General features: G+C 60.5%; 15 protein-coding genes. 4 read left to right on the forward strand and 11 right to left on the reverse strand.

Annotated features, from left to right (window positions below; all coding sequences use genetic code 11):
• Positions 1–25: 25 nt before the first annotated feature.
• Positions 26–802 carry a DUF4886 domain-containing protein gene (locus ALFI_RS07695; protein ID WP_009596204.1) on the forward strand — a complete coding sequence of 259 codons (777 nt, stop codon included), beginning with the start codon at positions 26–28 and terminating at the stop codon, positions 800–802.
• 591 nt (positions 803–1,393) lie between these two features.
• Here the strand turns inward: ALFI_RS07695 and ALFI_RS07705 are convergent.
• A complete protein-coding gene (locus tag ALFI_RS07705) occupies positions 1,394–3,265 on the reverse strand; it encodes an ABC-F family ATP-binding cassette domain-containing protein (RefSeq protein WP_014775405.1) in 1,872 nt (623 codons plus the stop codon).
• 193 nt (positions 3,266–3,458) lie between these two features.
• Here ALFI_RS07705 and ALFI_RS07710 point away from each other — a divergent pair, with 193 nt between their 5' ends.
• From ALFI_RS07710 to ALFI_RS07720, 3 genes are all read left to right on the forward strand, one after another.
• Positions 3,459–4,490, forward strand: a complete 1,032-nt coding sequence (locus ALFI_RS07710) for a DHH family phosphoesterase (protein WP_014775406.1) — start codon at positions 3,459–3,461, stop codon at positions 4,488–4,490.
• 479 nt (positions 4,491–4,969) lie between these two features.
• Complete coding sequence (locus ALFI_RS07715) at positions 4,970–5,857, forward strand: LysR family transcriptional regulator (protein ID WP_014775407.1); 888 nt, start codon at positions 4,970–4,972, stop codon at positions 5,855–5,857.
• A gap of 330 nt (positions 5,858–6,187) precedes the next feature.
• Positions 6,188–7,255, forward strand: coding sequence for a YeiH family protein (locus ALFI_RS07720; protein WP_014775408.1), 1,068 nt, complete (start codon positions 6,188–6,190; stop codon positions 7,253–7,255).
• Between the two features lie 24 nt (positions 7,256–7,279).
• Here the strand turns inward: ALFI_RS07720 and ALFI_RS07725 are convergent, their stop codons facing one another.
• From ALFI_RS07725 to ALFI_RS07770, 10 genes are all read right to left on the reverse strand, one after another.
• Positions 7,280–7,849: a GNAT family N-acetyltransferase gene (locus ALFI_RS07725; protein ID WP_014775409.1), complete on the reverse strand. Its 570-nt coding sequence runs from the start codon at positions 7,847–7,849 to the stop codon at positions 7,280–7,282.
• 209 nt (positions 7,850–8,058) lie between these two features.
• The gene (locus tag ALFI_RS07730; RefSeq protein WP_014775410.1) at positions 8,059–8,520 is read right to left on the reverse strand and encodes a lipocalin family protein; all 462 of its coding nucleotides are present in this window, start codon (positions 8,518–8,520) and stop codon (positions 8,059–8,061) included.
• Positions 8,521–8,543: 23 nt separating this feature from the next.
• The gene (locus tag ALFI_RS07735; RefSeq protein WP_014775411.1) at positions 8,544–9,359 is read right to left on the reverse strand and encodes a DUF1573 domain-containing protein; all 816 of its coding nucleotides are present in this window, start codon (positions 9,357–9,359) and stop codon (positions 8,544–8,546) included.
• 10 nt (positions 9,360–9,369) lie between these two features.
• Entirely contained in the window at positions 9,370–11,418 is a 2,049-nt protein-coding gene (locus ALFI_RS07740) for a S8 family peptidase (RefSeq protein WP_014775412.1), read from the reverse strand.
• An 8-nt stretch (positions 11,419–11,426) separates the two neighbouring features.
• Positions 11,427–13,076 (reverse strand): BACON domain-containing protein, encoded by a 1,650-nt coding sequence (locus ALFI_RS07745; protein ID WP_014775413.1) that lies wholly within the window; start codon positions 13,074–13,076, stop codon positions 11,427–11,429.
• A gap of 13 nt (positions 13,077–13,089) precedes the next feature.
• Positions 13,090–15,738, reverse strand: a complete 2,649-nt coding sequence (locus ALFI_RS07750) for a DUF4458 domain-containing protein (RefSeq protein ID WP_014775414.1) — start codon at positions 15,736–15,738, stop codon at positions 13,090–13,092.
• A 94-nt stretch (positions 15,739–15,832) separates the two neighbouring features.
• Positions 15,833–17,866, reverse strand: coding sequence for a BACON domain-containing protein (locus ALFI_RS07755; protein ID WP_014775415.1), 2,034 nt, complete (start codon positions 17,864–17,866; stop codon positions 15,833–15,835).
• 29 nt (positions 17,867–17,895) lie between these two features.
• A complete protein-coding gene (locus tag ALFI_RS07760) occupies positions 17,896–18,840 on the reverse strand; it encodes a DUF4984 domain-containing protein (RefSeq protein ID WP_014775416.1) in 945 nt (314 codons plus the stop codon).
• Between the two features lie 23 nt (positions 18,841–18,863).
• Complete coding sequence (locus ALFI_RS07765) at positions 18,864–20,414, reverse strand: RagB/SusD family nutrient uptake outer membrane protein (protein ID WP_014775417.1); 1,551 nt, start codon at positions 20,412–20,414, stop codon at positions 18,864–18,866.
• Positions 20,415–20,423: 9 nt separating this feature from the next.
• Positions 20,424–23,375 (reverse strand): SusC/RagA family TonB-linked outer membrane protein, encoded by a 2,952-nt coding sequence (locus ALFI_RS07770; RefSeq protein ID WP_014775418.1) that lies wholly within the window; start codon positions 23,373–23,375, stop codon positions 20,424–20,426.
• Positions 23,376–24,046: the final 671 nt, after the last annotated feature.

Genomic DNA, 24,046 nt, shown 5'->3' on the forward strand with positions numbered 1-24,046 from the left:
CGAAAACCCTAAAAACTTCAACGATATGACAAAAAACCTCTTCCGTATTCTGTTGTTCCTGCTGCTGCCCCTCGCCGGGCAGGCCAAAGACGCCGATTCGCTGCGCGTACTCTGGGTCGGCAACAGCTATACCTATTACAACGACATGCCGGCCATCGTGCAGCAGATCGCCGCGACGCAGAAGGTGAAGGTCTCCTGCACGCGCTTCCTCAAAGGCGGCGAACGCTTCTCCGGTCACCTGACGAATCAGAAACTGCTGAAGGCGCTGGCCGCCGGCGGCTGGGACTACGTCGTCCTGCAGGAGCAAAGCTCCGCGCCCGCCATGCCGACGCGGCAGGTCGCCCGCGAGGTCTATCCGCAGGCCCGCACGCTCGACAGTCTCGTGCATGCGGGTTCACCCGACGCCCGTGTGATCTTCTACATGACGTGGGGCCACAAGAACGGCAACCGCTTTCCGATTCCGGAATATCCGCCCATCAACCGCTACGAGACCATGCAGGAGCGGCTGATTACGAGCTACCTCGAAATGGCCTATGACAACGACGCGTGGTGCGCCCCTGTGGGCATGGCGTGGCGCCGCGTGCGGGCCGAACGTCCCGACTGCGTGCTCTATGCGCAGGATTGTTTCCACCCCGCGCTGCCGGGCAGCTACCTCGCGGCCAACGTGATCTTCACGACCATCTACGGCAAACCCTACCAGACCGACTGCACGATGGGTCTTCCGCCCGAACAGGCCGAATACCTCCAGCGCGTAGCCCAGCAAACGGTCCTCGAAAACCGGACGCTGCTCAATCTCGAATAATCCGGCGGCCGGATTCGACGGCCGAACCCGGATAAGACGACAACGGCGGAGCATTCGGCTCCGCCGTTGTCGTTTATAAGTCGTCCGGTCTCTTTCGCTTCGGTTTTCCGTCCTTCCGGCGGCATCCGTCCTTTTGCGCTTTTCTGTTTCCCTCCGGTCCCCGCTTTCCCGGCCGCGGTCGGTTTCCCGCTTTTCTCCCGTCCGGTTTCCGTTCTTCGTTTATCCGGTTCTTCGTTCTGCCGCCTGCGCCCGGTTACCCGTTCTTCCATTCGTGTCCGGTTCTTTGCGCTTTTCTGTTTCCCTCCGGTTCCCCGCTTTCCCGGCTGCGGCTGGTTTCCCGCTTTTCTTCCGTCCGGTTTCCGGTTTCCGTTTATCGGGGTCTTCGTTCTGCCGCCTGCGCCCGGTTACCCGTTCTTCCATTCGTGTCCGGTTCTTTGCGCTTTTCTGTTCCCAGCCGGCTTCCCGCTTTCCCGGCTGCGGCCGGTTTTCCGCTTTTCTCCCGTCTCGGTTCTCCGCTCTTCCGCCTGCCCGTTTTTTCCGCTCTGTTAGCCTGTTCTCTGTTTTCCCGGCTTTTCGTTCTGCGTCCGGCGACTACCGCTCGCTCAGAAGGAGCCAACGCATCGTCTTTTCGTCGATCAGCCCGATCAGCTCCGCGATGCGCTGCGACTGGGCCGTCAGCTCGTCCACTCCGAGCGAACCCGACGAAAGCGACTCCTCCAGTGCCGCTTTTTCGGCTTCCAGCGCCGGAATCTCCCGCTCCAGCGTCTCCAGCTCGCGCTTTTCGTTGTACGAGAGTTTGCGCGGCGCGCCGTCCGCCGCCTGCGTCCGCACCGCCTGCGGTTTGGGCCGCGCCTGCGCCTCCTGCGCGTGGCGTGCGGCTTCGTATTCGCGTTTCCACGCCACGTATTCCGAGTAGGTGCCCGTGAAATCCTTGATCTCGCCCCCGCCGCAGAAGACCAGCAGGTGGTCGGCCACCTTGTCTACGAAATAGCGGTCGTGCGACACTACGATCACACACCCCTTGAATGCGCGCAGATACTCCTCCAGAATGCCGAGCGTCACGATGTCCAGATCGTTCGTCGGCTCGTCCAGAATCAGGAAATTGGGGTTGCGCATCAGCACCGTGCAGAGATACAGCCGCCGCCGTTCGCCGCCGCTGAGCCGCGCCACGAAGCTGTACTGTGTTTCGGGCGTGAAGAGGAAGTGCTGCAGGAACTGCGACGCGCTCATGCGCCGTCCGTCGCCCAAGTCGATCTGTTCGGCGATTTCGGTCACCACGTCGATCACCCGCTTCCCCTCGTCGAACTCCAGCCCCTGCTGGCTGTAATAGCCGAAGCGGACCGTCTCGCCGACCTCGATCGTCCCGCTGTCAGGGCGTTCGATCCCCGTCAGCAGTTTGAGGAACGTCGATTTCCCGCAGCCGTTGTCGCCCACGATCCCCAGTTTCTCGTAGCGGGTGAAGTTGTAGTTGAATTTGTCGAGGAGCACCAGCTCGCCGAACCGTTTGCCGACCTCCTTGGCTTCGAATATCTTGGTCCCGATCCGCGACGCCTTGACGTCGAGCCGCACTTCGCCGCGGCTGCGCGTCGATTGCAGGCGCGCTTCCAGCTCGTGAAAGGCGTCGATGCGCGACCGGGCCTTCGTCGCCCGCGCCTGCGGCTGGCGGCGCATCCACTCCAGCTCGCGGCGGTAGAGATTCGTCTCGCTCTCCCGCCGGGCCGCCTGCGCCGTCTCGCGCTCCTGCTTCTTCTCCAGATAATAGGAGTAGTTGCCCGCGTAGTGGTATAGCTGCCGGTCCTCGATTTCGAGGATGTCGCTGCACACCTTGTCCAGAAAGTAGCGGTCGTGCGTCACCATCAGCAGCCCCGCGCCGCTTGCCGTGAGATACTCTTCGAGCCACTCGGTCATATCGGTGTCGAGGTGGTTGGTCGGCTCGTCGAGGATCAGCAGGTCCGACTCGCTTATCAGCACGTTGGCCAGCGCCACGCGCTTGAGCTGTCCGCCCGAAAGGGTCCCGACCCGCTGTCCGAAGTCGCGGATCTTCAGCCGCGACAGAATCCGCTTGGCCCGCTGTTCATAGTCCCACGCTTCGAGCGCGTCCATGCGGGCCATCGCCTCCTGCAATCCTTCGCCCGACGGCTCTTCGATCGCCCGTTCGTATTCGGCGATGGCCTTCAGCGCCGGATTTTCCGAGTGGAAGCAGGCCTCCAGCACCGTCATCTCCGCCGGATAGACCGGACTCTGTTCGAGGTAGGCGATCCTCAGATCGCGGCGGGGTACGACCTCCCCGCCGTCGTGATCCTCACGCCCCGCTATGATGTTCAGGAGCGTGGTTTTTCCGGTGCCGTTCTTGGCGACGAGGGCCACGCGCCGCCCGTCCTCGATCGCAAACGATATATTTTCGAAGAGTACCAGATCGCCGAACGATTTGGTCAGGTTCTCCACCTGAAGACAACAAGCCATAATGCGTTTTTTTTGTGTATGCAAAGCTACGCAAAAATACCGAACTGACAACCGCCGCCCCGAAACCGGATCGCCGGCCGCCGGCTTTCCGGAGTATGGAAACGTGCTATTTCGGTACGTTCCCGCGGTCGCGGTTGCATATCTCTTCTTTTTTTGTATCTTTGCAAAGATCATTTAGCGAAACAGAGCCGAAATGGAGTTATCGAAAGAGCGTCTCGAACGCCTGCGGGAACTGCTTGCCCCCGCCCATCAGCAGATCGTGATCGTGTCGCACACCAATCCCGACGGCGACGCCGTGGGATCGTCGCTGGCATGGGCCGAGGCGCTGCGGTCGATGGGACATGAGGTGACGTGCGTCGTTCCGAACAAATACCCCTATTTTCTCGACTGGATGCAGGGCATCGAGGAGGTCGTGGTCTTCAAGAACGACACCGAAGGTCGCGCCGCCCGCGCCATCGCCGATGCGGACATCCTCTTCTGTCTCGATTTCAACGCCGTTTCTCGGCTCGAAATCCTCAGCGAGACCATCGGTGCCAATACGACGGCCCGCCGCGTGCTGATCGACCACCACCTTTCGCCCGACGAGGGTTTCGACCTTTCGTTCTCGCATCCCGATTCGTCGAGCACCTGCTTTCTGGTCTACTCCATCGTCGAAGCGCTGTTCGGCGCGCAGGCCGTTACGCGCCGCATGGCCGAAGCGCTCTATGTGGGCATCATGACCGACACGGGCAATTTCGCCTATTCGTTCCTCACGCCTGAGCTGTTCCGCGCCGTGGCCGTGCTGGTCGGGACGGGCATCAGCATTCCCGACATTCACAACAACGTCTACAACGCCTATACCGAGGGCCGCGCCCGGCTGTTCGGCTATGCCATCAACCGCAAGATGGAGATTATTCAGGACGGCACGGTGGCCTACATGTCGCTGCTGGAGAACGAGATGCGCCGCTTCCAGTTCCAGCAGGGGGACAGCGAGGGCTTCGTGAACTACGCCCTGACGGTCAAGAAGATGAAGATGTCGGCCATGTTTCTGGCCCACCGCAAGTTCATCCGCGTCAGCTTGCGTTCGCGCGGAGATGTCGACGTCAATCTCTTCGCCCGCAAGTACTTCAATGGCGGCGGCCATAAGAACGCCGCCGGAGGTAAATCGTTCGTTTCGATGCAGGAGACTATCGCACACTATATCAAGTCGGTAAAGGAATTCGCCGACGAGGGCCATCTCGGCTGATCCGCCGGAGCGGCCGCGCTGCGGCGGTTTCCGGCAGTTCTCTGCGGCCGGATTTCCGGTTGTCAATGGTTTCGGCAGACCGGTTGCCGGCTGTCAATCGTCTTGCGGCGACTTTGCCCGCCCGGTTTCCGGTGGTCTGCCGCCTTGTGGCGGTTTCCGGCGGTCAATCGTTTTGCTGCGGTTTCCGCCTGCTCGATTCTGCCGCCCGGTTTCCGGCTGTCAACTGTCTTGCGGCGGTTTCTGCACCGGATTTTTGGCTGCCGATCGCCTTTGTAGCGACTTTTGCCCGCCCGATTTTGGCTGCATGGCTTCCGGGGCCTGCCGTATCGCTTCTGCCGGACCCCTGTGGCCGCTGCGGTTCCGGTGCGCTCGCGGCAGCCGCCTGCGGTTCCCGGTTTTCGGGCCGTCGTGCACCCGAATTCCGGCCGTGAATTCCGCCGGTTGCCGCAAAAGATGCTGTCTCATTAATTTGGAACGTTATGGACGATTTCCGACTCAAAGTCTTCATTACGGCGGCCCGGACGCTCAGCTTCACCCGGACGGCCGAACGGCTTTTCATCTCGCAGCCCGCCGTCAGCAAACACATCGGCGAGTTGGAATCCCAATATAAGGTACAGCTTTTCATGCGCCGCGGCAGCCGTCTCGAACTGACCGGGGCCGGGGAGACCCTGCTCGCCTGCGCCGAACGGCTGGCCGACGACTACCGCCGCATGCAGTACGAAATGAGTCTCTGCGCCGACGCTCCCGTGGGCGAATTGCGGCTGGGGGCCAGCACGACCATCGCCCAATACCTCCTGCCGCCGATTCTGGCCAGATTTACGACGCGCTTTCCGGGCGTTCGGGTCGCGATGATGTCGGGCAACAGCGATCAGGTCGAGCAGGCGCTCGGCGGGCACGGCATCGACTTGGGAATGGTCGAGAGCCTGAGCCGCCGTCAGGGGCTGCACTATACGGTTTTCGCTCCCGACGAGCTGGTGCTGGTGGCCCGCACGGGCGGTCCCTATTCGCGGACCGAGTCGATAACGGCCGATGAGCTGCGCGAAATTCCGCTCGTGTTGCGCGAGGGCGGATCGGGAACGCTCGAAGTCATCAAGGCGGCGCTGGGACGCGCGGGCATCCGCATTCCGCAGCTCAACGTGGTCATGCGGCTGGGCTCGACCGAGGGGATCAAGGCTTTCGTCCGCAACAGCGACGCCATGGCCATCGTTTCGGTGATCTCGGTCGTGGACGAGCTGCGCAGCGGCGTGCTGCGGATCATCGACCTCGAAGACCTTCCCCTGCGGCGCGATTTCGCGTTCGTGCACGTCGAAGCCGAGCCGTCGGCTCTCGTCCGGCAGTTCATCGAGTTCGCAAGGGCCGACCGTTGACCGGGCGGGCTTTCTGGCGCAGCCTCGACGAGCGTATTTGCCATGATTCCTTCGCCGTTTCTGCTGTCATTTCTGCCGCGTTTCCGCAGCCGCTGTTTCTGCCGCTGTTTCTGCCGCCGTTCCCGCCGTGCTCGCGTTGCGGTTCCGGGCTTCGCTTCCTCCCTTCTTTGTGCCGCCGCTTTCGGGGGACGATCTGTCCGCTTGTTTTTTTCAGTATAACTTTTTGTTATGGCATATAATGATTTCTTGTTTCATATTCCGCTAAAAGATGCGACCTTTGCCGGCGGAATAAAGAAAAAGTTATAGTGACCATTTTAAAAATACAAGCATATGCTGGAAAAAGGTAACAGGGCGAACACCCTGCACGGAATTCTGCTGATCGCGCTGTTTTCGTTCGCGGCCTTCTACATCGCCGGCTTTCCCATCGTAAAAAGATTGTCGTTCAGTCCGCTGATCGTGGGCATCGTGCTGGGTATGCTCTACGCCAACAGCCTTCGCAACAAACTGCCCGAAACGTGGGTCCCCGGCATCAAGTTCTGCACCAAGCAGCTGCTGCGCTGGGGCATCGTCCTGTACGGATTCCGCCTGACGCTGACCGAAGTGGCGGCTGTCGGCATTCCGGCCGTCGCCGTCGATCTGGTCATCGTGACGGTCACCATTTTCGGGGGAGTCCTGCTGGGCCGTCTCTTGAAGATCGACCGCGATACGGCGCTGATGACCTCGACGGGCAGCGCCATCTGCGGCGCGGCCGCCGTGCTGGGCGCCGAACCGGTCGTGAAGTGCGAGGGTTACAAGACCGCCATCGCCGTCTCCACGGTCGTGATTTTCGGAACCCTCTCGATGTTCCTCTATCCGCTGATGTTCCGGATGGGGCTGCTCGATGGACTTACGGACACGGGCGTGGCCGTCTACACGGGCAGTACGCTGCATGAAGTGGCTCATGTGGCCGGAGCCGGCAATGCGATGGACCCGACCGATGCGCTGGGAATCGCGGGGACGGCCACGATTACCAAGATGATCCGCGTGATGATGCTCGCGCCGGTGCTGGTCGTCATGGGCTTCGTGCTGGGCCGCCGGAAGAGTTCCGGAGCCTGCAGGGAGAAGAGCAAGATCGCCGTGCCGTGGTTCGCCTTCGGATTTATCGGGATCATCTGCCTCAATTCGCTGCTGCAATACCTGTTCGGCGTGGAGAGCGTCCGCGAGATTCCGCTCAACGGCGCGATCGAATACGCCGATACCTTCCTGCTGACGATGGCCATGACGGCGCTGGGCACCGAGACGAGTATCGACAAGTTCCGGCAGGCCGGGGCGAAGCCCTTCGTCTTGGCGGGCCTGCTGTATGTCTGGCTGGTGGCGGGCGGTTATTTCGTCACCAAATATCTGGTCGGAATCTTGTAAACAGGGCTGCCCGGAGTCTCCGCTTTACGGTAATTTCGGCAGCGTGGGGGCTTCGTGCTCCGAATAGCCGAGCACCGTCTCCCGTACGAAGTCCGCGAAGCCGCGGGCTTCGTCGTATGTAAGGGGGCCGGGATAGCTCATCAGGATCAGCTGATGGGGCGTGAAGGGTTTGCGGAACGAAGGGTGGATGTACTCGTAGGGGTTGGCGACGAAGCCCAGCCGTTCGTAGAAGTGCCGGCGGCGGATCGAGATGTCGTCCACCGGCGGGTCGATCTCCAGAATGACGCGGCCGACCTTCCGGCAGAATGCCGTGAGCGCCTTCGAACCCATGTTTTGACCGCGCAGGGCGGGCGAAACGGCGAGATGCTCGACGTAGCGGTACGCTCCGGCGTTCCAGTGGAACAGAATGCCGATGAACTCTTCGCCGCGCCAGATGCCGTCGGCTTCGAAGCGCGGATCGCCGAACGCCCGGTCGTACCCTTGCGCGTTCCAGCGTTCGCAGCGGGGGAACGACTCTTCGTAAAGGTCCCACGCTTCGGCCCAGCCTTTGTCCGAACGGGATTCGAAAGGTATGAATTGCAGCTCCTGTGTCATTGTCGTCGTAATTTTGCGCAAGATAGTGCAAATTCCGCGCATTGCCAACTCCTGCGGCTCTCCTGCGGCTCTCCTGCGGCTCTCCTGCGGCTCTCCTGCGGCTCTCCTGCGGCTCTTCGCGGGCGTTCCGGACGGCCGAGACGACGAAAAAGGGATGCCCGGTCCGGACATCCCTTCCGGCGCCTTCCGGCGCGAACTTTTTATTTCCTTTATTCTTCGGTTTTTCCTCCGGTGACTTCGTCCGGAATGCCGTCGCAGCGCACGAAGACCTGCACGTCCGAGCGGTCGTCCTTGGCCGTCCAGACCATCGAGGTCTCGGTGAAGTCGGTCACGATGTAGCGGTGCGCCCAGTCGCCTGCGCCGTAGTCGTAGCTGCCGCGGATGACCGCACCCAGCTCCGCGTCGTTGTCGATGACGAAGCGGCCCGTCAGCTTGCGGGTGCCGAAGCTGTCGAGGTTCTGGTACATGACGTACTTGGCGTCCTTGCGGATGAATTCGATGTAGACGAAGCTGCCTTCGGCGAGCGGCGCGCCGTTCCATTCGGCCAGCTGCCACGTACCCGCGATGTTGTTGTTGGTCACCTCCAGCGGAGTTACGTACATGTCGTCGTCGCAGGCGCCCAGCAGCGCGAGGGCCGACAAAAGGGCCGCAAATCTCAAAAATCTTTTCATATGACTTGTTTTTATCCTGTTTCTTATTCTGTTTCCCCGAACTCGATCCACAGCATGCGCTGACTCGGCGGCACGTCCGGTCCCCCGATCGGCAGGGGAGTCCGCCGGAGCGGCTGCGGGGCTTTGGCCGGGTCGAAGCGGACGACCAGATCGCCTTTTGCGCCGGGTGCGAGCGTCGCCGGTTCGCAGGCGAAGCTCAGGCCGGTGGCCGCGAATCCTTCGTCGCAGACCGGGGTGAGCGGTTTGTCGCCCGCATTCAGGCACTCGATACGCTCGCTCTGCACCTTGTCCGTGCGGCCGAAGCGGACGGTCCGCTGCTTGAGCCGCAGCGCGCCCATCGCATGGGGATAGTCGTCGTCCGTGCGCACCGAGGCCGTGACTGCGCCCCGGAGGCTGAGGATCGCCGTAGGCTCCTTGTCCGAGAGCTGGGTGTAGACGAAAATCCGCCTGTCGAAAACCCCCGGATGTCCCTTGGGGCGGTAGGTCACCGTCACGGCGCCTTCGCCGCCCGGTGCGACGGGCTTTTTGTCCCAGCTCGCCGCGGCGCAGCCGCAGGTGGTCTGCACGCGGGTGACGACCAGCGGCTTGCCGCCCGTATTCCGCCACCGGAAGGTGTAGACCGGGGGGACGTCGTCCTCGCCGATATGCCCGGCGTCGATCAGCGTGCGTTCGAAACGCATCGCTTCGGCTCCTCCCGCGGCCGTGGCCGGATGGGCCAGACTGTCGAGTTTGGCGCGCGGGACGATGCGGATCTGGGCGCGGAGCGGCGCGGCGGCGAGAGCCGCCCATAACGCTCCGCAGCAGAGAAGCATGCGTGTTATCGTCGCTGTGTTGCGCATCGTTGCGGGTTTAGAGCCAGCCGTTGCCGTTCGCGACCTTGCGCACCGTGATGTTGAAGGTGTGCGTCTCGTTGCCGCTCGACGTGATGCTGGCCTTGGTCATGCCGCTCCTGAGTCCCTTGACCGTCAGTTTCCGGCCCTCGACGGAGGCCGTTGCGACCGTCGTGTCGGAGATCGAGACCGTATAGGTCATCGTCTCGCCGCCGAGGAAATAGTTGGCCGGGATGGCCGTCACTTCGCCGCCGAGGTTGATGTAGAGGTTGGGGAACGACACCTGCGTGCCGTTGCCGGCAACGGCGTTGAGCAGTTTGGCGGCGTTCGCCTGACCGACGCCCATCTGTCCGCGGTAGTTGGATTTGTTGAGCTGCATGGGCTGGTTCAGACCCACGTCGGCGACGTAGCGGTAGTAGAATTTCATGCCGCTCATGTAGTCGTCGATCGGCGTGGTGGTCTCATAAAGCAGGGCCTTGAATTCGTCGGCCGTGAAGTGGCGGCGCAGTTTTGCCGCGTACGACAGTCCCAGCGCCGCGACGCCCGAAACGTGGGGGCAGGCCATCGAGGTGCCCTCCATGTATCCGTAGCCGCTTTCGCTGACGTTGTAGGGCAGCGTCGAGAGGACGCAACCGATCTCGCCGCGCTTGTGGTCGTCGTCGAAGTATTCGTAATAGTAGTCCTGATCGCCGCCCGGAGCCGCTATCGTGGTGCCCGGACCGTAATTGGTGTAGACGGCGGGGGTGTAGTCGGCGGCCGTTGCGGAGACGGAGATGCAGAAGTCGGCGGCGCCGGGGAATCCGGCCATGGGGGCGGTTTCGTTGCCGCCGGCGAAGATCGCCAGACCGCCCTCGATCGGACCGTTGGGCGAGCCTGCGTTATGTATGAAGTACTCCAGCGCCTCCTTTTCGAGCGGCATGCTTTTCTCCCACTCTTCCTGTGTCTTGAAGCCCGGCTCGCCCCATTCGTAGCTGTTGGCCAGTCCCGAAACGTAGCCCCAGCTGCACTGCAGGATCACGGCGCCGTTGTCGGCGGCGTATTTGATCGCCTTGACCGTGGCCAGCGCGTTGCTGGCCGTGCTGCCCGAAAAAATCTGGCACGACATGATCTTCGCGCCGGGGATGCTGCCCCGGCCGCCGGCGATCGAGCTGATGCCGATGCCGTTGTCGTTCTGCGCGGCGATTACGCCCGCCACATGCGTGCCGTGGCCGGTGTCGTTGACGTCGTCCCATGAGATGACGCCCGTGTTCTTGACGAAGTTGTAGCCGTAGACGTCGCCCTGATAGCCGTTGCCGTCGTTGTCCTTGTGCGAGCGGTAGATTTCGTTCTCGTTGACCCACATGTTGTTCTTCAGGTCGGGGTGCTCGATCATCACGCCCTCGTCGAGGACGGCCACGACGATCGACTCGTCGCCCGTCGAGAGTTCCCACGCCTGCTCGCACTGCACGTCGGCGTCCACGATGGATTTCCCGCCGAACATGTTGCCGCGGTTCACGAGGTGCCACTGCTGCGGAAGCAGCAGGTCGTCGAAGGGATAGGCCGAGGCTTCGCCCGTCCGGGTCGCGCGCTGGTGCTGGATGGCTTCGAGCGTCTTGCGGGAGAGGGGCATCGCCTTTTTCCCGGCGTTGTAGGCGCGGTGGATGGTGCGGTTGAAGCTGACGTGCTGCACTTCGCCCAGCGCCGAGAGTTTCTCGGCGACCTCGGCGGCGGTGAACTCCTCGCCGAAGCGGACCACGTACCACAGGTGCAGTTCCGATTCGCGGGTGCGCTCCTCGTTGCGCGGGTCCACGGGGAAGACGCGCTCGATCTCATAACCGCCGACGATGTCCAGAATCTCATCGACGGAGAGAATGCCCGAACGGGTCGCGGGGCCGCCGCTGCGGGTGATGCCCGCCCGGTCGAGTATGTCGCTTACGTAAGGTGCGAATTTCACCAGCACCTCCCCCGATTGGTATTCGGCCGGGACGTCCGGGCCCGGAGCCGGCTCCGGGGCGGACAGCTCCTCTTTGGTACATGCGGTAAATGCCAGTAAAGCGGTGGCAAGAATGCCGTATAGATAGTTTTTCATCGTCATAATTATTTGGTCGTCTCCTCCTCTTCTTCTTCCGTGCCGGGATCTTTCTTGTATCCCTCGTAGAATTCGTAGTAGTAGTTCATGTTGGCGGGTTCGTTGGTGAATCCTGCCAGCGTGCCGGTCGCATCCTTGCCCTCCTGCGTGAACACCAGCACGCTGGGCACCCACCAGTCGAGCGCCGGGTGGTAGAGCAGCCAGTCGGGCAGTTCGCCGGTCAGGCGGTTGAGGTTGATGGCGAACCGCTTGGTGTGCGGCATCACCTTCGGGGTGCCGATCAGCGCGCGGGGCAGCGTGTCGGCGTCAATGATGTCCTGTTCGGTGTATTTTTCCCAGTCGTCCATCTTGGGCAGCGGTCCCTGCAGGTAGTTGACCGAAAGCAACAGCGTGTCGAGGTCCCATTCGATCAGGCGGCGCGGGAATCCCTGTTCTTCGACAAGGCCGCCGTAGTTGGTTTCGATGGTGTTGCTCAGGTCATAGATGTTCTTGCGCGTGTTGGCGCCCATGTTCAGCGTCCGGAGCTTTGGGAAGTTCGTCGGATTGATCTCTTCGGGAATCTTCTGGAAGTTGTTGCTGCTCAGGTCGAGGTATTCGAGATTCTTGAGCGCCGTGAAGTTCTTGTCCAGCGATACCAGACCGTAGGCCGAGATGGTGAGCCGGCGCAGCTGCGTGAGCTTGGTGATGTACTCGCCGGTGGTGAGGTCCTTGAGGAAGGCGTTGACGTTGCTGTAGAAGCTCAGCTCGTCGGCGGCCGTCAGGTACTGCACCTCGAAAGGCAGCTCCTCTTTGGTGTTGAACATGAAGAACCGGGCGTATTTCACGCGGCCCTTCTTTTCGGGCGTGTACCCCTCCATGCCCTCTTCCCAGAGGATCACGTTGTCCCAGTTGTCCATGCGTTCGCCGTTTTCCCAGCTTGCGATGGTTTCGAGCGTACGGGCGATGGCCAGCAGGGCGATCGAGTCGCCGCCGCGGGTGTTCTCCTCGATCGGTTCGGCGGCCTGTTGCGTGACCACGAGGTTGTCGTGCCGTGCGAGTTCGACCTCCTTTTTGGAGGTGAAGGTGACGTCGGCGATGCGGGGGTTGGGCTGCGAATTGATGTTCCAGTTGAAGCGCACGGTCACTTCGCGCGGGCGGATGCCGCGGTCGAATTCGACCGCCGGCTTCTCGAACTTGAGCCAGTTTTCGGCCGATTCGGGAACCTTGACGTAGAAATCCACGTTGGTCTTTATCTTGACGTCGAAGTGGCGCGTGCCGTACGCCGCGTAGTTGGCGACGGTGACCTCCTTGTCGTCGATGCCGATGAGGTAGTCGAAGCCTTTCTGCGAGACGGCGATCTCCTTTTTGACCCAAGTGTTCTGCTCCATGATGCGGATTACGCCGCGGCGGGGCTGGTCGGTCAGGGCCGAGTCGATGAGTACGCGGCATTCGGTCGTGCCGCGGCCGTTGGCGGGCGAGACGGTGATCCACGGTTCGTCGGTGGTGGCGACCCACTCTTTCTCCGCCGACACCCTGACGGTGTGGGTTCCTCCCGTGGCGGGGGCTTCGATGGCGTCGCTGTCGGTGCCGAATCCGACGGTCTTGGCGGCGTCGGAGCAGCCGCACAATGCGATCGAGCAGAGGATAACCGGTATGTAATTCGTTATTTTCATTGTCATTTCTCCTTAGTGGTTATTCGAGCATTTTATCGCAGTTCAGGATATTCTGGGTCTTGTCGTAAATCAGGTTGTAGGCGCCCTGCTGCCAGTAGTAGCAGATCGCCGAGGCATCGAACGTGATGTTGGGGTTATCGCTGATGTCGAGGTGGTAGATCAGGTGGGAGATCGTGTCGTCGATCTTGCGCAGGTCGTTCGAGCCGATGTAGAATCCGCGCAGGCCGGTGTGCTGGTAGAGTCCCGTGGGCCATTCGCGCAGGCAGCGGTTGCCCTGAGCGTCGCGCTGGCCGCGGATGGCGTAGACCGTCAGGCCCGCGCAGTTGAGCGGCGACCACGGGAACTTGTCGAAGGCGTTGTACGAGACGTCCAGCCCGTAGAGGTAAGGCAGCTGCTCGGCCGTGAAATCCTTCGGCAGCTTGCTGAGCTTGTTGTAGGTCAGGTCGAGCGAGGTCATCGAAGTCGAGTATTTGCCGGAGAACGACCCTTCGGGGATTTCGTCGATCATGTTGCCGCGCAGGATGATGTATGCGACGAGCGATCCCGTCGTGCCGAGACATTTGGGGAACTTCGTGAACTTGTTCGCCGCGAGCGAGAGCTGTTCGATGTTCAGGCCCTTGAACGTGCCGTCCTCTTCGCCTTCGAAGCCGTCAATCTCGTTGTAGGAGAAATCGACCGATTTGATGGTGAACTTGCTCTTGGCCGAGAAGATGTTGGGGAACTTCGTGAATTTGTTGTAGGTCGCCGAGAAGGTCTCGACGTCGTCCATGGTGCAGAAAAGGCCGTTCCCGTCGGCGGGCAGCGACGTGAGTTTGTTGTTGTCGAGGTAGAGCTGCGCGGGAGCCACTTCTTTTCCGAACGGATGGATGGTCCCGATCTGGTTTTGGGCCAAGTCCAGCAGGCCGATCTTCTTGAGGTTCCGGAACGATTCCGGCACTTCCCGGAGATTGTTGTCGCGGACGTAGAGAATCTGTAGCTTCTCCTTCGCAGGGCCGTTGGCGATGGCGTTCAGACCCTTGTAGACCTCCTCGGCCGACCACTGCGAGTTGTTGGAAATGTTGAGCGAGATCATCTCCGGGAGCTTGGCGAGCACCATCGGGAACTGCGTCATCTTGGGGCAGTTGTACACCTCGACGTCGGTCAGCGACTTGAGGTTTGCCAGCTCGTCGGGCAGCGTCTCCAGCTCGCCGTTGGCGACGAACAGGTATTCGAGGTTTTCGAGCTTGCCGATGGCCGGGTCGATCGACTTGAGGCCGTTGGTCAGCTTGCCGTGCACCACGTCATAGGGGCGGATACGCTTCTGAAGTCCGGTTTTGCGGTCGATGATCTCGTCCTCGGTATAGTTCTCCTCGTAGAGCGAGATGCCCGGAATGGTCAGGTTGTGCTCCTTGAGCGCACGGGCGATCGGCTCGGAGGTCTGCGTCGGCGTGTGGATCAGGCGGAGGAACTCCTTGTTGCGCTCCATGCGGGTGCGCTTCCGCTCGCTCAGGCTCTTGTCGGGCGCGATCGAGGGATCGTATTCGAGCAGGTTGGCGTCTTTGTGCGAACCCAGATAAAGCTCGATCAGCTGCGTGAGCTGGCCGATGGCCGCGGGCAGGTGGCCCCGGAATCCGAAGTCGCTGAGCGTGATCTTCGCCACGCGGCCATTGGAGTGTACCTCCACGCCGGGCTGGATGCCCCACAGGTCGGGGTCCTTGTTGAAGTCCCAGTTGGTGCCTTCGGGGTAGTTTTCGCCGGAGAAATACCAGTTGGGGCCGTCGAGCGCCTTCCAGATTTCATACAGCGCGTAGTAGTCGCGGATATACTCGTCGGCCTCGTAAAGCGTGACGCCGACCTTCGTTTCGGTGGTCTTGTTGTCCTCGATGACGAAGTCGAGGTTCTTGGGCCGCTTGTTGTTCTCCAGCAGCAGCTTGTTCTTGTCGTAGGTCTCGTACCGCATCATTTTGTAGCTGCCGGCCTTGAGCGAAAGCAGCGTGTCGCATTCGAGCGACGAGGTCTGGTAGCCGAACGTGTCGTCGTCCTCGTCGAAATGGATCGAGAACTTCGTGGGCAGCATCTTGAAGGTCGTCTGTTCGTTGGTCTCGCCCTGTTTTACGGTGAGGCTGATGAAAGCGATCTCGTCGAACGTATACTGTCTGTTTGCCGCACGGGTGACGGGCGTCTCGGTGAAGTCCGAAAGGTCCTTGCGGATGGTGAAGCGCACTTTTCCGCGCGGTTCGACATCGACCGTCAGGTCGTGGACCTGCAGGCCGCCGGCTTCGACGACGAGCCGGTCGTCGAGGGGCATGCCGTTGTATATCAGCTCGTCGTTCGCGTTGTAGAGCGAGAAGGTGATGATCTGGTACTGTCCCGTCAGCAGCCGCAGCTTCTCGCTGCGCAAGCCGAACTCGGCGCTCTCCTTGTCGGAGGCCGAGAGCGTCAGCGTCTGGGTGACGGTCGTGCCGTTGCAGCCGAGCGACACCTGCACCTTGGCGGCTTCGTAAAGGTAGTCGAGCTGGGGTTTCTGCGCCCGGCTGACGGCGTCGTAGGACGCCTCCTTGTAGAGTTTGAACTGGACGTATCCGTAGTCGAGATCGCGGTTGTCGATGCCGTCGTCGTCGGAACATCCGCCGGTGAGGGCCGCTGCCAGTGCGAGAATCGCCGCTACGAAAATTTTTAAAAGTTTCATATCTAAAAACCTGTTCTGTATATTCTCCATAAATTGTAGTCGTATAGAACGGGTCCCCGCCCCTTCGAACGGGGACCTGTCGTGTGGGTGGTGTTTAGAACGCGGGCATACAGTAAACGATGCATTTCATGTTCCAGCTGCCGTCCAAGAACTGCAGCATGCCGTAGGGAGCCTGCTCCGCTTCGGGTTTGGCCATGGAGACCTGAATCTGCGTGTCGGAGAGGGGTTCGTAGTCGAGCCACTCGGCGCCCGACATCGGCATGAGCATGATCTGCTGGTAGGGCGAGACTTCCAGTACGGCGTTCGAAGGTTCGGCCGAGGTGTAGGTCAGCATGTACTGCGGAACTCCCATGCCGAGGTTCTCGGCGAACGAGGCGAGCAGGTCCGTGTTGCCGCCTGCGACCGCTTCGTAGTTCTCCTTCGTGATCTCGACCAGCGTCGCGCCGCTCACCAGATCGGGCATGGCGAACTTCACTTCGAAACCCTCGCCGCCACCGCCGATCGGATAATTCTCGTCGTAGATGCACTGGATGAGCGCAAACCGGCCGTCGGCGTCGGTGAAGACGGCGAATCCGATGTGGGCGATACCCTCGTTCGCCATCGAGCTGCCGCCGCACTTGTCCTTGGCGGGGTCCATGTCTACGATGACGCCCTCCGCGGTCTTGCGTACCGAGAGCCAGCTCTCCTCGCCGCTCATGGGCTGCAGGTCGTAGTCGAAGAAGGCGACGCCGGTATATTCGCGGTCCACGGTCAGCGTCGATTCGGGATCGTTCGACCACTCCTTCGTATAGATGAGCTTGTAGCCGTCCCTGACGCCGAATTCGCCGATGTACCAGTCGTCGGCCGGCAGCTTCTCGAAGGCGGCGCCGATTTCGGTCATGCCTGCGGGGTTGTTCGCCGAGATGGAGCCGGGATTGGCCTCCTGATTGATGGTGGTGACGAGATATTGTTTGTATTCGTCGCGGATCTCCGCGTCGATGAGCTGATAGGGGTCGGAGATCGTTTCGGCGACCGCTGCGGGCAGCGCCAGCAGGTATGCCTTGCGAGCTTTGCCGCCGTTCTCGGTCACGCCCACGGTGAACTGGCGCGACTGTACGACGTCGCTGCCGGGCGTGCTGTCCCACGGCTCCTCGGTCAGCAGGATCCATGCGAGGTCTTCGGCTTCGGCGCTCAGGTAGGGGGCGCCCCACTGCTGCGTGACCTCCGCGAAGAGGAAGAACTTCGCGCCGTCGATGCTCTGGACGCTGCCCATCGCGCTGCCCGGAACCCAGTCGCCGTTCATGCTGTTGAAATATTCGGCCTTGGTGTTGAATTTGGTCTCGGCGCTCATGCCGCTGACGGAGAAGATGTCGCGGCAGGCCGGAATCGAGATCGGAATCTCGTAGCTCACTCCGGAGTTGTTCTTGTCGGTGAATACCAGCGTCTCCTCGGCTCCGTCGAGCGGGTAGCGCGAAGCGTCGCCTTGCAGGCGCAGTTCGAGCTGCGCGCCCGGTTCGCCGATGGTCTTGGCCGGGACCTCAAGCCACTCCGGCAGTTTGCCGAGCACCCATTCGAAGTTGGCCTCCACGAGTACCGGCATCGAAAATCCGGTGCGGCCTTCGGGCCACGTCAGGGCGACGTTTTCGGCCGGTTCGGTGCCGTAGAGGTAGGTAAGCCCGGTTTCGGTGCTGTTGGGGTTGTAGATGAAGTCGCCGTAGTCGTCCAGCTGACAGGTGCGGAGCGTGAAGCCGCGGTCGAGCGTGCCGCGCGTGATCGTGGCGATGACCTTGCTCTGGCCGCCCATGGTCAGGGTCACCTCGCAGACGCGGTTGTCGTCGAACTCTTCCAGTTCGGCGGCGGCGATGACGATCCGGGCCGGGCCCGCGCCGCCGCGCAGGGTCCAGACCTTCTGCGTTCCGTCCTCGATCCAGAACCATGCGGCCGTTGCGGTCGGGACGCTTGCCTCCCAATCCTGATTGGGGTCGATTTCGATCGTGAAGGTCTCTCCGGCTCCGATGGTCGGGGAGACCGCTTCGGGGAAGTTGGGGCTGGGAGCCTTGATCTCCTTGTCCGAATCGGAACACGAAGCGGCCGCCAGACATGCTCCCGCGAGCAGTGACATCACCAAGTGTAAATAGTGCCTTTTCATATCTCTTGTCTTTTTCTGCTTTAATGGATTTAGCGCGCGTGCGGCGTGATGACTCCGCCCGGTTTCATGCCCTCTTCACGCTGGAGCCGGTCGGCCTCTTCGTCGCTGACCCACTCGATGATGTTGTAGAAGTGGCCCACCAGACCGACGTTCTCGCCCATGTTCTCGACGTGGACCTTGATCCAGAGCGTGACGTATTTCTGACACGAATTGAAGTAGGAGTCGTAGAGCGGGCTGTTGGTGACCAGAATCTTGTTGTCGCCGAGGATCTGTCCGAAGACCGAGCCTTCGTCTGCGAGTATCTGGTTCTTGTCCATGGTCACCAGCGGTTCGGCCGGATCGGCCGGGTCGAGGCGGATCGTCACGTCGTAGCTCGAAAAGAGCCAGTCGTGAAGGATGATCATGTTCTCCTCGGTGGGGTGCTTCTCGGTGCGGATAAGCCGCTGGAGCGAAGTGTTCTCGATGCCGGGATACTGGTTGAGGAAGAGCGAGGTCACGACGCACCAGCCCGTGAAGTCGTTGACGTCGTAGGGGCAGCTCTTCATCATCACGACCTTGGTCTGGTCGTGGTACAGATTCCAGTTGACCTGTTCGGGCATGACCAGCTTGAGGATGAAGCCCAGCGAGTCGGTCGGCTCGATGTTGTCGTACAGGCCGCGCACCTCTACGTTGGCGGCGCGCTGGCCGGCCTTTATGGTGATGGTGTTCGAACGCAGGGCGTAGTGCAGCCCTTCGATGGCGTTGCTGCCCTTGTCGATGATCTCCACGCCGAACGTACGGTCGTAATCGCACGCGACGGTCGAGGTGACGGGAACCGAGAAGTATTCCTTGTCCTGAAGCACCATGTAGGTCGCCGCAGTGTCGGCGAACATGACGAACTCCCGGTCCGAATAGGTCTTGTACTCCTCCTTGCAGCCGGTGAAGAGGGCGGCGAGGAGTCCCGTTGCAAATAAAACCGTGATAATTTGTTTCATTGTTTATGGTCTGTTCGTTGTTGCTATCGGTTGCTTTCGTTGGGCAGAATCTCCGAGCCGGGAGACTCCAGCTCGTGCTGGGGAATCGGCCATACGAAGAGCGGATTGTCCGGAGTGATCTTGAGCGAGCTGCCTTCGGGCTGCGAGCACGACTGCGGCGTGCGGCGGATGCTGTAGCCGCCGTTCAGGTCGGCGTACTCCCTGCCCCAGCGCTTGAGGTCGTGCAGGCGGAAACCCTCCATGTAGAGTTCGCGCACGCGCTCGTCGGAGATGGTCTGCAGCCAGTTGTTTTTCGAGACGTTCAGCGTGCCGCCCGAAGCGTAGCGCATCTTGCGCAGCGCCGTGAGGTCGTTGCCGGCCTTCGTGAAGTCGTTCTTGCGGCAGTAGGCTTCGGCGCGGATCAGGTACTGCTCGGCCAGCCGGAACGGCTTGGGCATCGAGACGTGGAAGATCAGCTTGCTGGTGAAGTTGCGGTTGCCGTAGTATTTCACCAGCATCGGCCAGTCCAGTCCGTTGGTGTAGCCGATCGTCAGCCCCTGCTCCTTGCCGGCGAAGTAACCCGAATAACGCAGGTCGGCGTCGTCGTACAGGTTCAGCGCCGCGGTGGCCGGCACGTAGTCGGGATAGTAGTAGGTGAGGTCCTTGGTGAAGTTCAGGAACACCGTTCCGAGGGGACTGCCGTAGGAGGTTTCCGTGAAGCCGATGCGCCAGATGATCTCGTAGCTCAGGTCGTAGGCCCACATGTAGTCGAAGAAGGTGTAGTCGGCGTTGTACTTGGTTTTGGCGTCGGCCAGCTTGAAGGTGTTCTTCTTGTCGTCGATCAGGATGCTCGCGTATTCGATGGCGGTATCCCAGTCCTGCATGTAGAGGGCCACGCGGGCGTGCAGCGCCTGAGCGGCCGCCGAGGTGATGTACTCGTTGCTGTAGGCGTCCTCCTCCTTGTCGAGACGCTTCTCGGCCTCCGCCAGATCGTCGAGCACGAACTTATAGGAGTCGTACAGCGACGCGCGGCGGATCGGCTCCGGCGTGGAGTATTTGGTGCGGATGACCACGCCCAGCTCCGATTGCGCGGTGGCGGGGTCGTAGGCCTTGCAGTAATTCTTGAGCAGCTCCGAATAGCAGAGCGCGCGGATGGCGTAGACCTCGCCGGTGTATTCTTCGAGGTCTTCGAGGTTGTCGTCGCTGATTTCGTTCCGCATCACTTCGTCGATGCGTTCGAGGAAGAAGTTGCAGCGGCTGATGACGGTGTAGAGGTCGGCGTAAACGCCTTCGAGGTCGAGGTCGGTCGGGCGGACGTCCCAGCGCCAGAAGTTGCCGAACTGGTTGCTGTTGCCCTCGACGGCATAGACGAGGTCGGCCTGAATGTCGGGCAGCAGCGTGAGCCGTCCGCTGAAAAGCGAGCTGCTCTTGAAGGTGGCGTAGATGCCCGTGAGGGTCTGCTCGGCATCCGCGAAGGTCTTCATGGCATCCTTTTCGGGGATGGCGGATTCGGGGTATTTGTCCAGACACGAAGTGGCGAGGAGAAGCACCGCAAGGGCGGAAAGTCGGAATTTTATATTGCGTAACATGTTCATAGTCCCGTTTTAGAATGTTAAGTCGAGTCCGAAGGTGAATTGCCGGGCCATAGGATACTGCGCTTGGTACATGTTGGAGTTACCTTCAGGATCGAGTCCCGTGAATTTGGTGAACGTAAACAGGTTCTGGGCCTGTGCGTAAATCCGGGCGCCTCCGATGAACCGGGTCTTGCGCAGCCACTCCTGCGGGAAGGTGTAGCTGAGCATGAGGTTCTTCAGACGCAGGAACGAAGCGTCCTCCAGCAGGCGGTCGTCGAACTCGGTGTAGACGCCGTGGCGCGGAATGTCGGTGATGTCGCCCGGTTTCTTCCAGCGGTTGAGCAGGCGTTTCGACTGGTTGAAGGAGACGAAGCGGCCGTTCGACTCGTCGAAATAGCGGTCGTTGTTGATCATCCAGCGGTCGGCCACCCAAGCGAACTGTGCCGAGAGCGAAAGCCCCTTCCATGTCAGCGTCGTGCCGAAGCCGCCCTGCCACGGGGCGAAGAAGCTCTTGCCGGTCAGCACCTTGTCCTCGTCGCGGAGTTCGGTGGTCAGTTCGCCCTGCTTGGTGTACCACAGGGCGTCGCCGTTGGCGGGATTGACGCCGGCGAAGCGGTTGATGTAGAATTCGCCCACGGGGTGTCCCACGACCAGCTTGGTGTTGGTGCTGGACATTTCGTACTCCGTGACGCCGTTATAGAGTTCGGTGATCTTGTTCTTGTTGTAGGATACGTTGGCGTTCACGCTCCACAGGAAGTCCTTGCTTGCGACGACGGCGCCCGACAGGCTCAGCTCGACGCCGCGGTTGACCATGCCGCCCACGTTGCTCCAGTGGTAGCCGTAGCCTTTGTCTGCATAGGATTCGGGAACCTCCATCAGCATGTCGGTCGTCTTCTTGTTGTAGAGTTCGACGTCCAGATTGAGCCGGTTCCAGAAGCCCAGATGCAGGGCCACGTTGGTCGTCCAGAGCTTCTCCCAGCTCAGCTCCTCGTTGCCCGGCTGGGTGGGGGCGATGCCGGCGTTGCCGAAATAGTTCTGGCCGCCGGTCACCAGCGCGAGGTGTTCGTAGTTGGGAATTTCCGAGTTGCCCGACGTACCGGTGCTGACGGCGATCTGCGCCAGTGTCAGCCAGCGGCGGGAGTTCTCCATGAATTTCTCGTTGCGCAGGTTCCACATGAAGCCCACCGACCAGAAGCCGGCCCAGCGGTTCGAGGCGCCGAAGCGCGAGGAGCCGTCGGTACGCAGCGAGAAGTCGGCGTAGTAACGGTCCGAATAGCTGTACTCGGCGCGTCCGAAGAACGACAGATAGGCGTAGTTGTCGTCGGTGGTGTCGCTCCAGCGGGTGGCGCGCGGACTCGACGAGATGTTCACCAGTTTGTCGTTGTTCTGGTCCTTGGTCTGCAGGGCGAAGGCCTCGTACCGGTAGTCGAGTCCCTCCTGCCCCGCGAGGAAGGTGAACATGTGCTTGTTGTCGATGTCGAACCGGTAGGTGATCGTATTGGTGACCGAAAGGCTCATTCCGTCGGAGGAGTTGCGCTGTACGGTACCCGAACCGAGGTTGGGGGCGTAGCTCGGATAGGAGATGCCGCGGCCCGTCGAGTGCGAATAATCGACGCCGAACTGCGAACGGAGCGTAAGCCCTTCGATCGGGGTCGCCTCGGCGAAGACCGTGGATATGATCTTGTACTTCTTGTAGTCTACGGGGTTGTTCTTGAGCCATTCGAGCGGGTTCTGCCCCTCGCCCTTCCACGAACCGTCGTTCACCGACGCCAGCGAACCGCCGGCGCGGTGCGGGTTCCAGTAGGGAAGCATGAAGCGTGCGGCCGAAATCGGTGTGGTCAGGGTGTATTCCCCGTCGTCGGCCTTCTCGATGGTCTGGTAGTTCATCATCGTGTTGGTGCCGAGTTTGAGCCACTTGGCGGCCCGCTGCTCGACGTTGGCGCGGATCGAGTAGCGTTCGAACGACGAACCCACGGCCGTACCGTCCTGACTGTAGTAGCCGCCCGAAACGTAGTAGTTGGTCTTTTCGCTGGCTCCTGAGACGGAAAGCTCGTAGTTCTGGAGCAGCGCGGCGTTGCTGAACACCTCGTCGAGCCAGTTGACGTCGGTCTTGGCCAGCACGTTGTAGTTCTTGCCGTCGGTCAGCCCCAGCTCTTTCTCATACTGGATGCGCTCCGAAGTGTTCATCAGGTCCCAGTTGCCGTAGGCGATCTGCGAAAAACCGAGTTGCATGCGGTAGTTGATCTTCGCGCGGTCGGCCATGCGGCCGCGCTTGGTGGTGATGACGATCACGCCGTTGGCCGCGCGCGCACCGTATATAGAGGTGGACGAAGCGTCTTTGAGGACCGAAAGGCTCTCGATGTCGGAGGGATTGATGGTGTTGAAGTCCCTGCTCGAAATGGCGACGCCGTCCAGAATGTAGAGCGGCGCGGTGCCGGAGTTGATCGAGTTGGTGCCTCGGATGGCCATGGCTGCGGCCTCGCTCGGCTCACCGGAGTCGGAAAGTACCGTCAGACCCGGAACCTGACCCTGAAGGGCCTGATCGAAGGCCGCCGCCGGGGTGTCCTCGATCTTCTCGGCCTTGACGGTCGATACCGAGCCTGCGATGGTGCCCTTTTTGCGGACGCCGTAGGCGATCACCACCACGTCGTCGAGCGTCTGCGAATCGCCTTGCAGCGCGACGTCGCAGGTAACGGAGCTTCGGCCTGCGGGAACCGTGAATTCGAACGGTTTGTAACCGATGTACTGGAAGGTGAGGGTGGTCCCCGCCGAAACGGTTATCCGGTAGGTGCCGTCGGCGAGTGTGCTCACTCCGCTCGTGGCTCCGGAAATCACGTTGACCCCGATCAGGGGTTGCTTGTCATCCGCCGAAGTGACGATGCCACTGACGGTCACGTTTCCCCCCCCCTGAGCCATAGATACGGCCGGTAGGATGCATAGGAAAAGTGCAAGAATGTTGAGTAGAAGTTTCGTTTTTTGCATAAGTGGATGATACTTTCTTACGCGGCAAAGAAAAATAATTAAAATGAATTTGCCAAATATTCAAAATGGATGAAATGTAAGCCGGAGTGCCTGAAAAGGGCTGTTTCGGTGCTCTGTCCGGTGTGTTTATGCGGTCTATTCGATTCTTAATTAATAACTTAAGGTTTTGTTTCGATTTGTTCCGATCGGGTTGGATAATATTCAAAATATTTTTACAAAAATGTAGAAATGAGTTTGCTTATTTTGAAATTTTATCATTATCTGAGCGGTGCGCGGTCGGATTCCGGGGCGGGGATTTAGCGGGCCGGAAGCTTCGGAAGCGGAAAACGGGCGTTTGTTTTTGATATATTTTAAGAAATGGCCTCCTTTTGTTGTCCGGTTTTAGGAAGCCGTAAAAAAATGTCGAAATATTTGCCGAAGGAGGGCTTTTCACCCCCGAAATTGAGAAAAGATAACAATTTCTTTAATTTTGTTAATCCCGCTTTGCAGGGAACGAGACGTCTTGAAAGCGGTCTGAAAGGCCTTTTCGGAGGTTTAATTAGGCTGAAACGGGAAATTTTGTGCCGATGCAGTCGTTTTTACCGGGGCTAAACTTACGGATTGTAAGCATTATTGTCATATTTCATATTAATACATAACTTTTCAAGCAGAAATCTACCCACCTTGCGAGG

This window comes from Alistipes finegoldii DSM 17242 (assembly GCF_000265365.1).
GTDB classification, from domain to species: domain Bacteria; phylum Bacteroidota; class Bacteroidia; order Bacteroidales; family Rikenellaceae; genus Alistipes; species Alistipes finegoldii.

Excerpts from the sequence above, each read along its gene's own strand:
- ALFI_RS07745 (WP_014775413.1), bottom strand. The coding sequence starts at position 13,076 with ATGACAATGAAAATAACGAATTACATACCGGTTATCCTCTGCTCGATC.
- ALFI_RS07735 (WP_014775411.1), bottom strand. The coding sequence starts at position 9,359 with ATGCGCAACACAGCGACGATAACACGCATGCTTCTCTGCTGCGGAGCG.
- ALFI_RS07705 (WP_014775405.1), bottom strand. The coding sequence starts at position 3,265 with ATGGCTTGTTGTCTTCAGGTGGAGAACCTGACCAAATCGTTCGGCGAT.
- ALFI_RS07695 (WP_009596204.1), top strand. The coding sequence starts at position 26 with ATGACAAAAAACCTCTTCCGTATTCTGTTGTTCCTGCTGCTGCCCCTC.
- ALFI_RS07755 (WP_014775415.1), bottom strand. The coding sequence starts at position 17,866 with ATGAAAAGGCACTATTTACACTTGGTGATGTCACTGCTCGCGGGAGCA.
- ALFI_RS07715 (WP_014775407.1), top strand. The coding sequence starts at position 4,970 with ATGGACGATTTCCGACTCAAAGTCTTCATTACGGCGGCCCGGACGCTC.
- ALFI_RS07760 (WP_014775416.1), bottom strand. The coding sequence starts at position 18,840 with ATGAAACAAATTATCACGGTTTTATTTGCAACGGGACTCCTCGCCGCC.
- ALFI_RS07720 (WP_014775408.1), top strand. The coding sequence starts at position 6,188 with ATGCTGGAAAAAGGTAACAGGGCGAACACCCTGCACGGAATTCTGCTG.
- ALFI_RS07750 (WP_014775414.1), bottom strand. The coding sequence starts at position 15,738 with ATGAAACTTTTAAAAATTTTCGTAGCGGCGATTCTCGCACTGGCAGCG.
- ALFI_RS07710 (WP_014775406.1), top strand. The coding sequence starts at position 3,459 with ATGGAGTTATCGAAAGAGCGTCTCGAACGCCTGCGGGAACTGCTTGCC.
- ALFI_RS07765 (WP_014775417.1), bottom strand. The coding sequence starts at position 20,414 with ATGAACATGTTACGCAATATAAAATTCCGACTTTCCGCCCTTGCGGTG.
- ALFI_RS07725 (WP_014775409.1), bottom strand. The coding sequence starts at position 7,849 with ATGACACAGGAGCTGCAATTCATACCTTTCGAATCCCGTTCGGACAAA.
- ALFI_RS07740 (WP_014775412.1), bottom strand. The coding sequence starts at position 11,418 with ATGAAAAACTATCTATACGGCATTCTTGCCACCGCTTTACTGGCATTT.
- ALFI_RS07730 (WP_014775410.1), bottom strand. The coding sequence starts at position 8,520 with ATGAAAAGATTTTTGAGATTTGCGGCCCTTTTGTCGGCCCTCGCGCTG.
- ALFI_RS07770 (WP_014775418.1), bottom strand. The coding sequence starts at position 23,375 with ATGCAAAAAACGAAACTTCTACTCAACATTCTTGCACTTTTCCTATGC.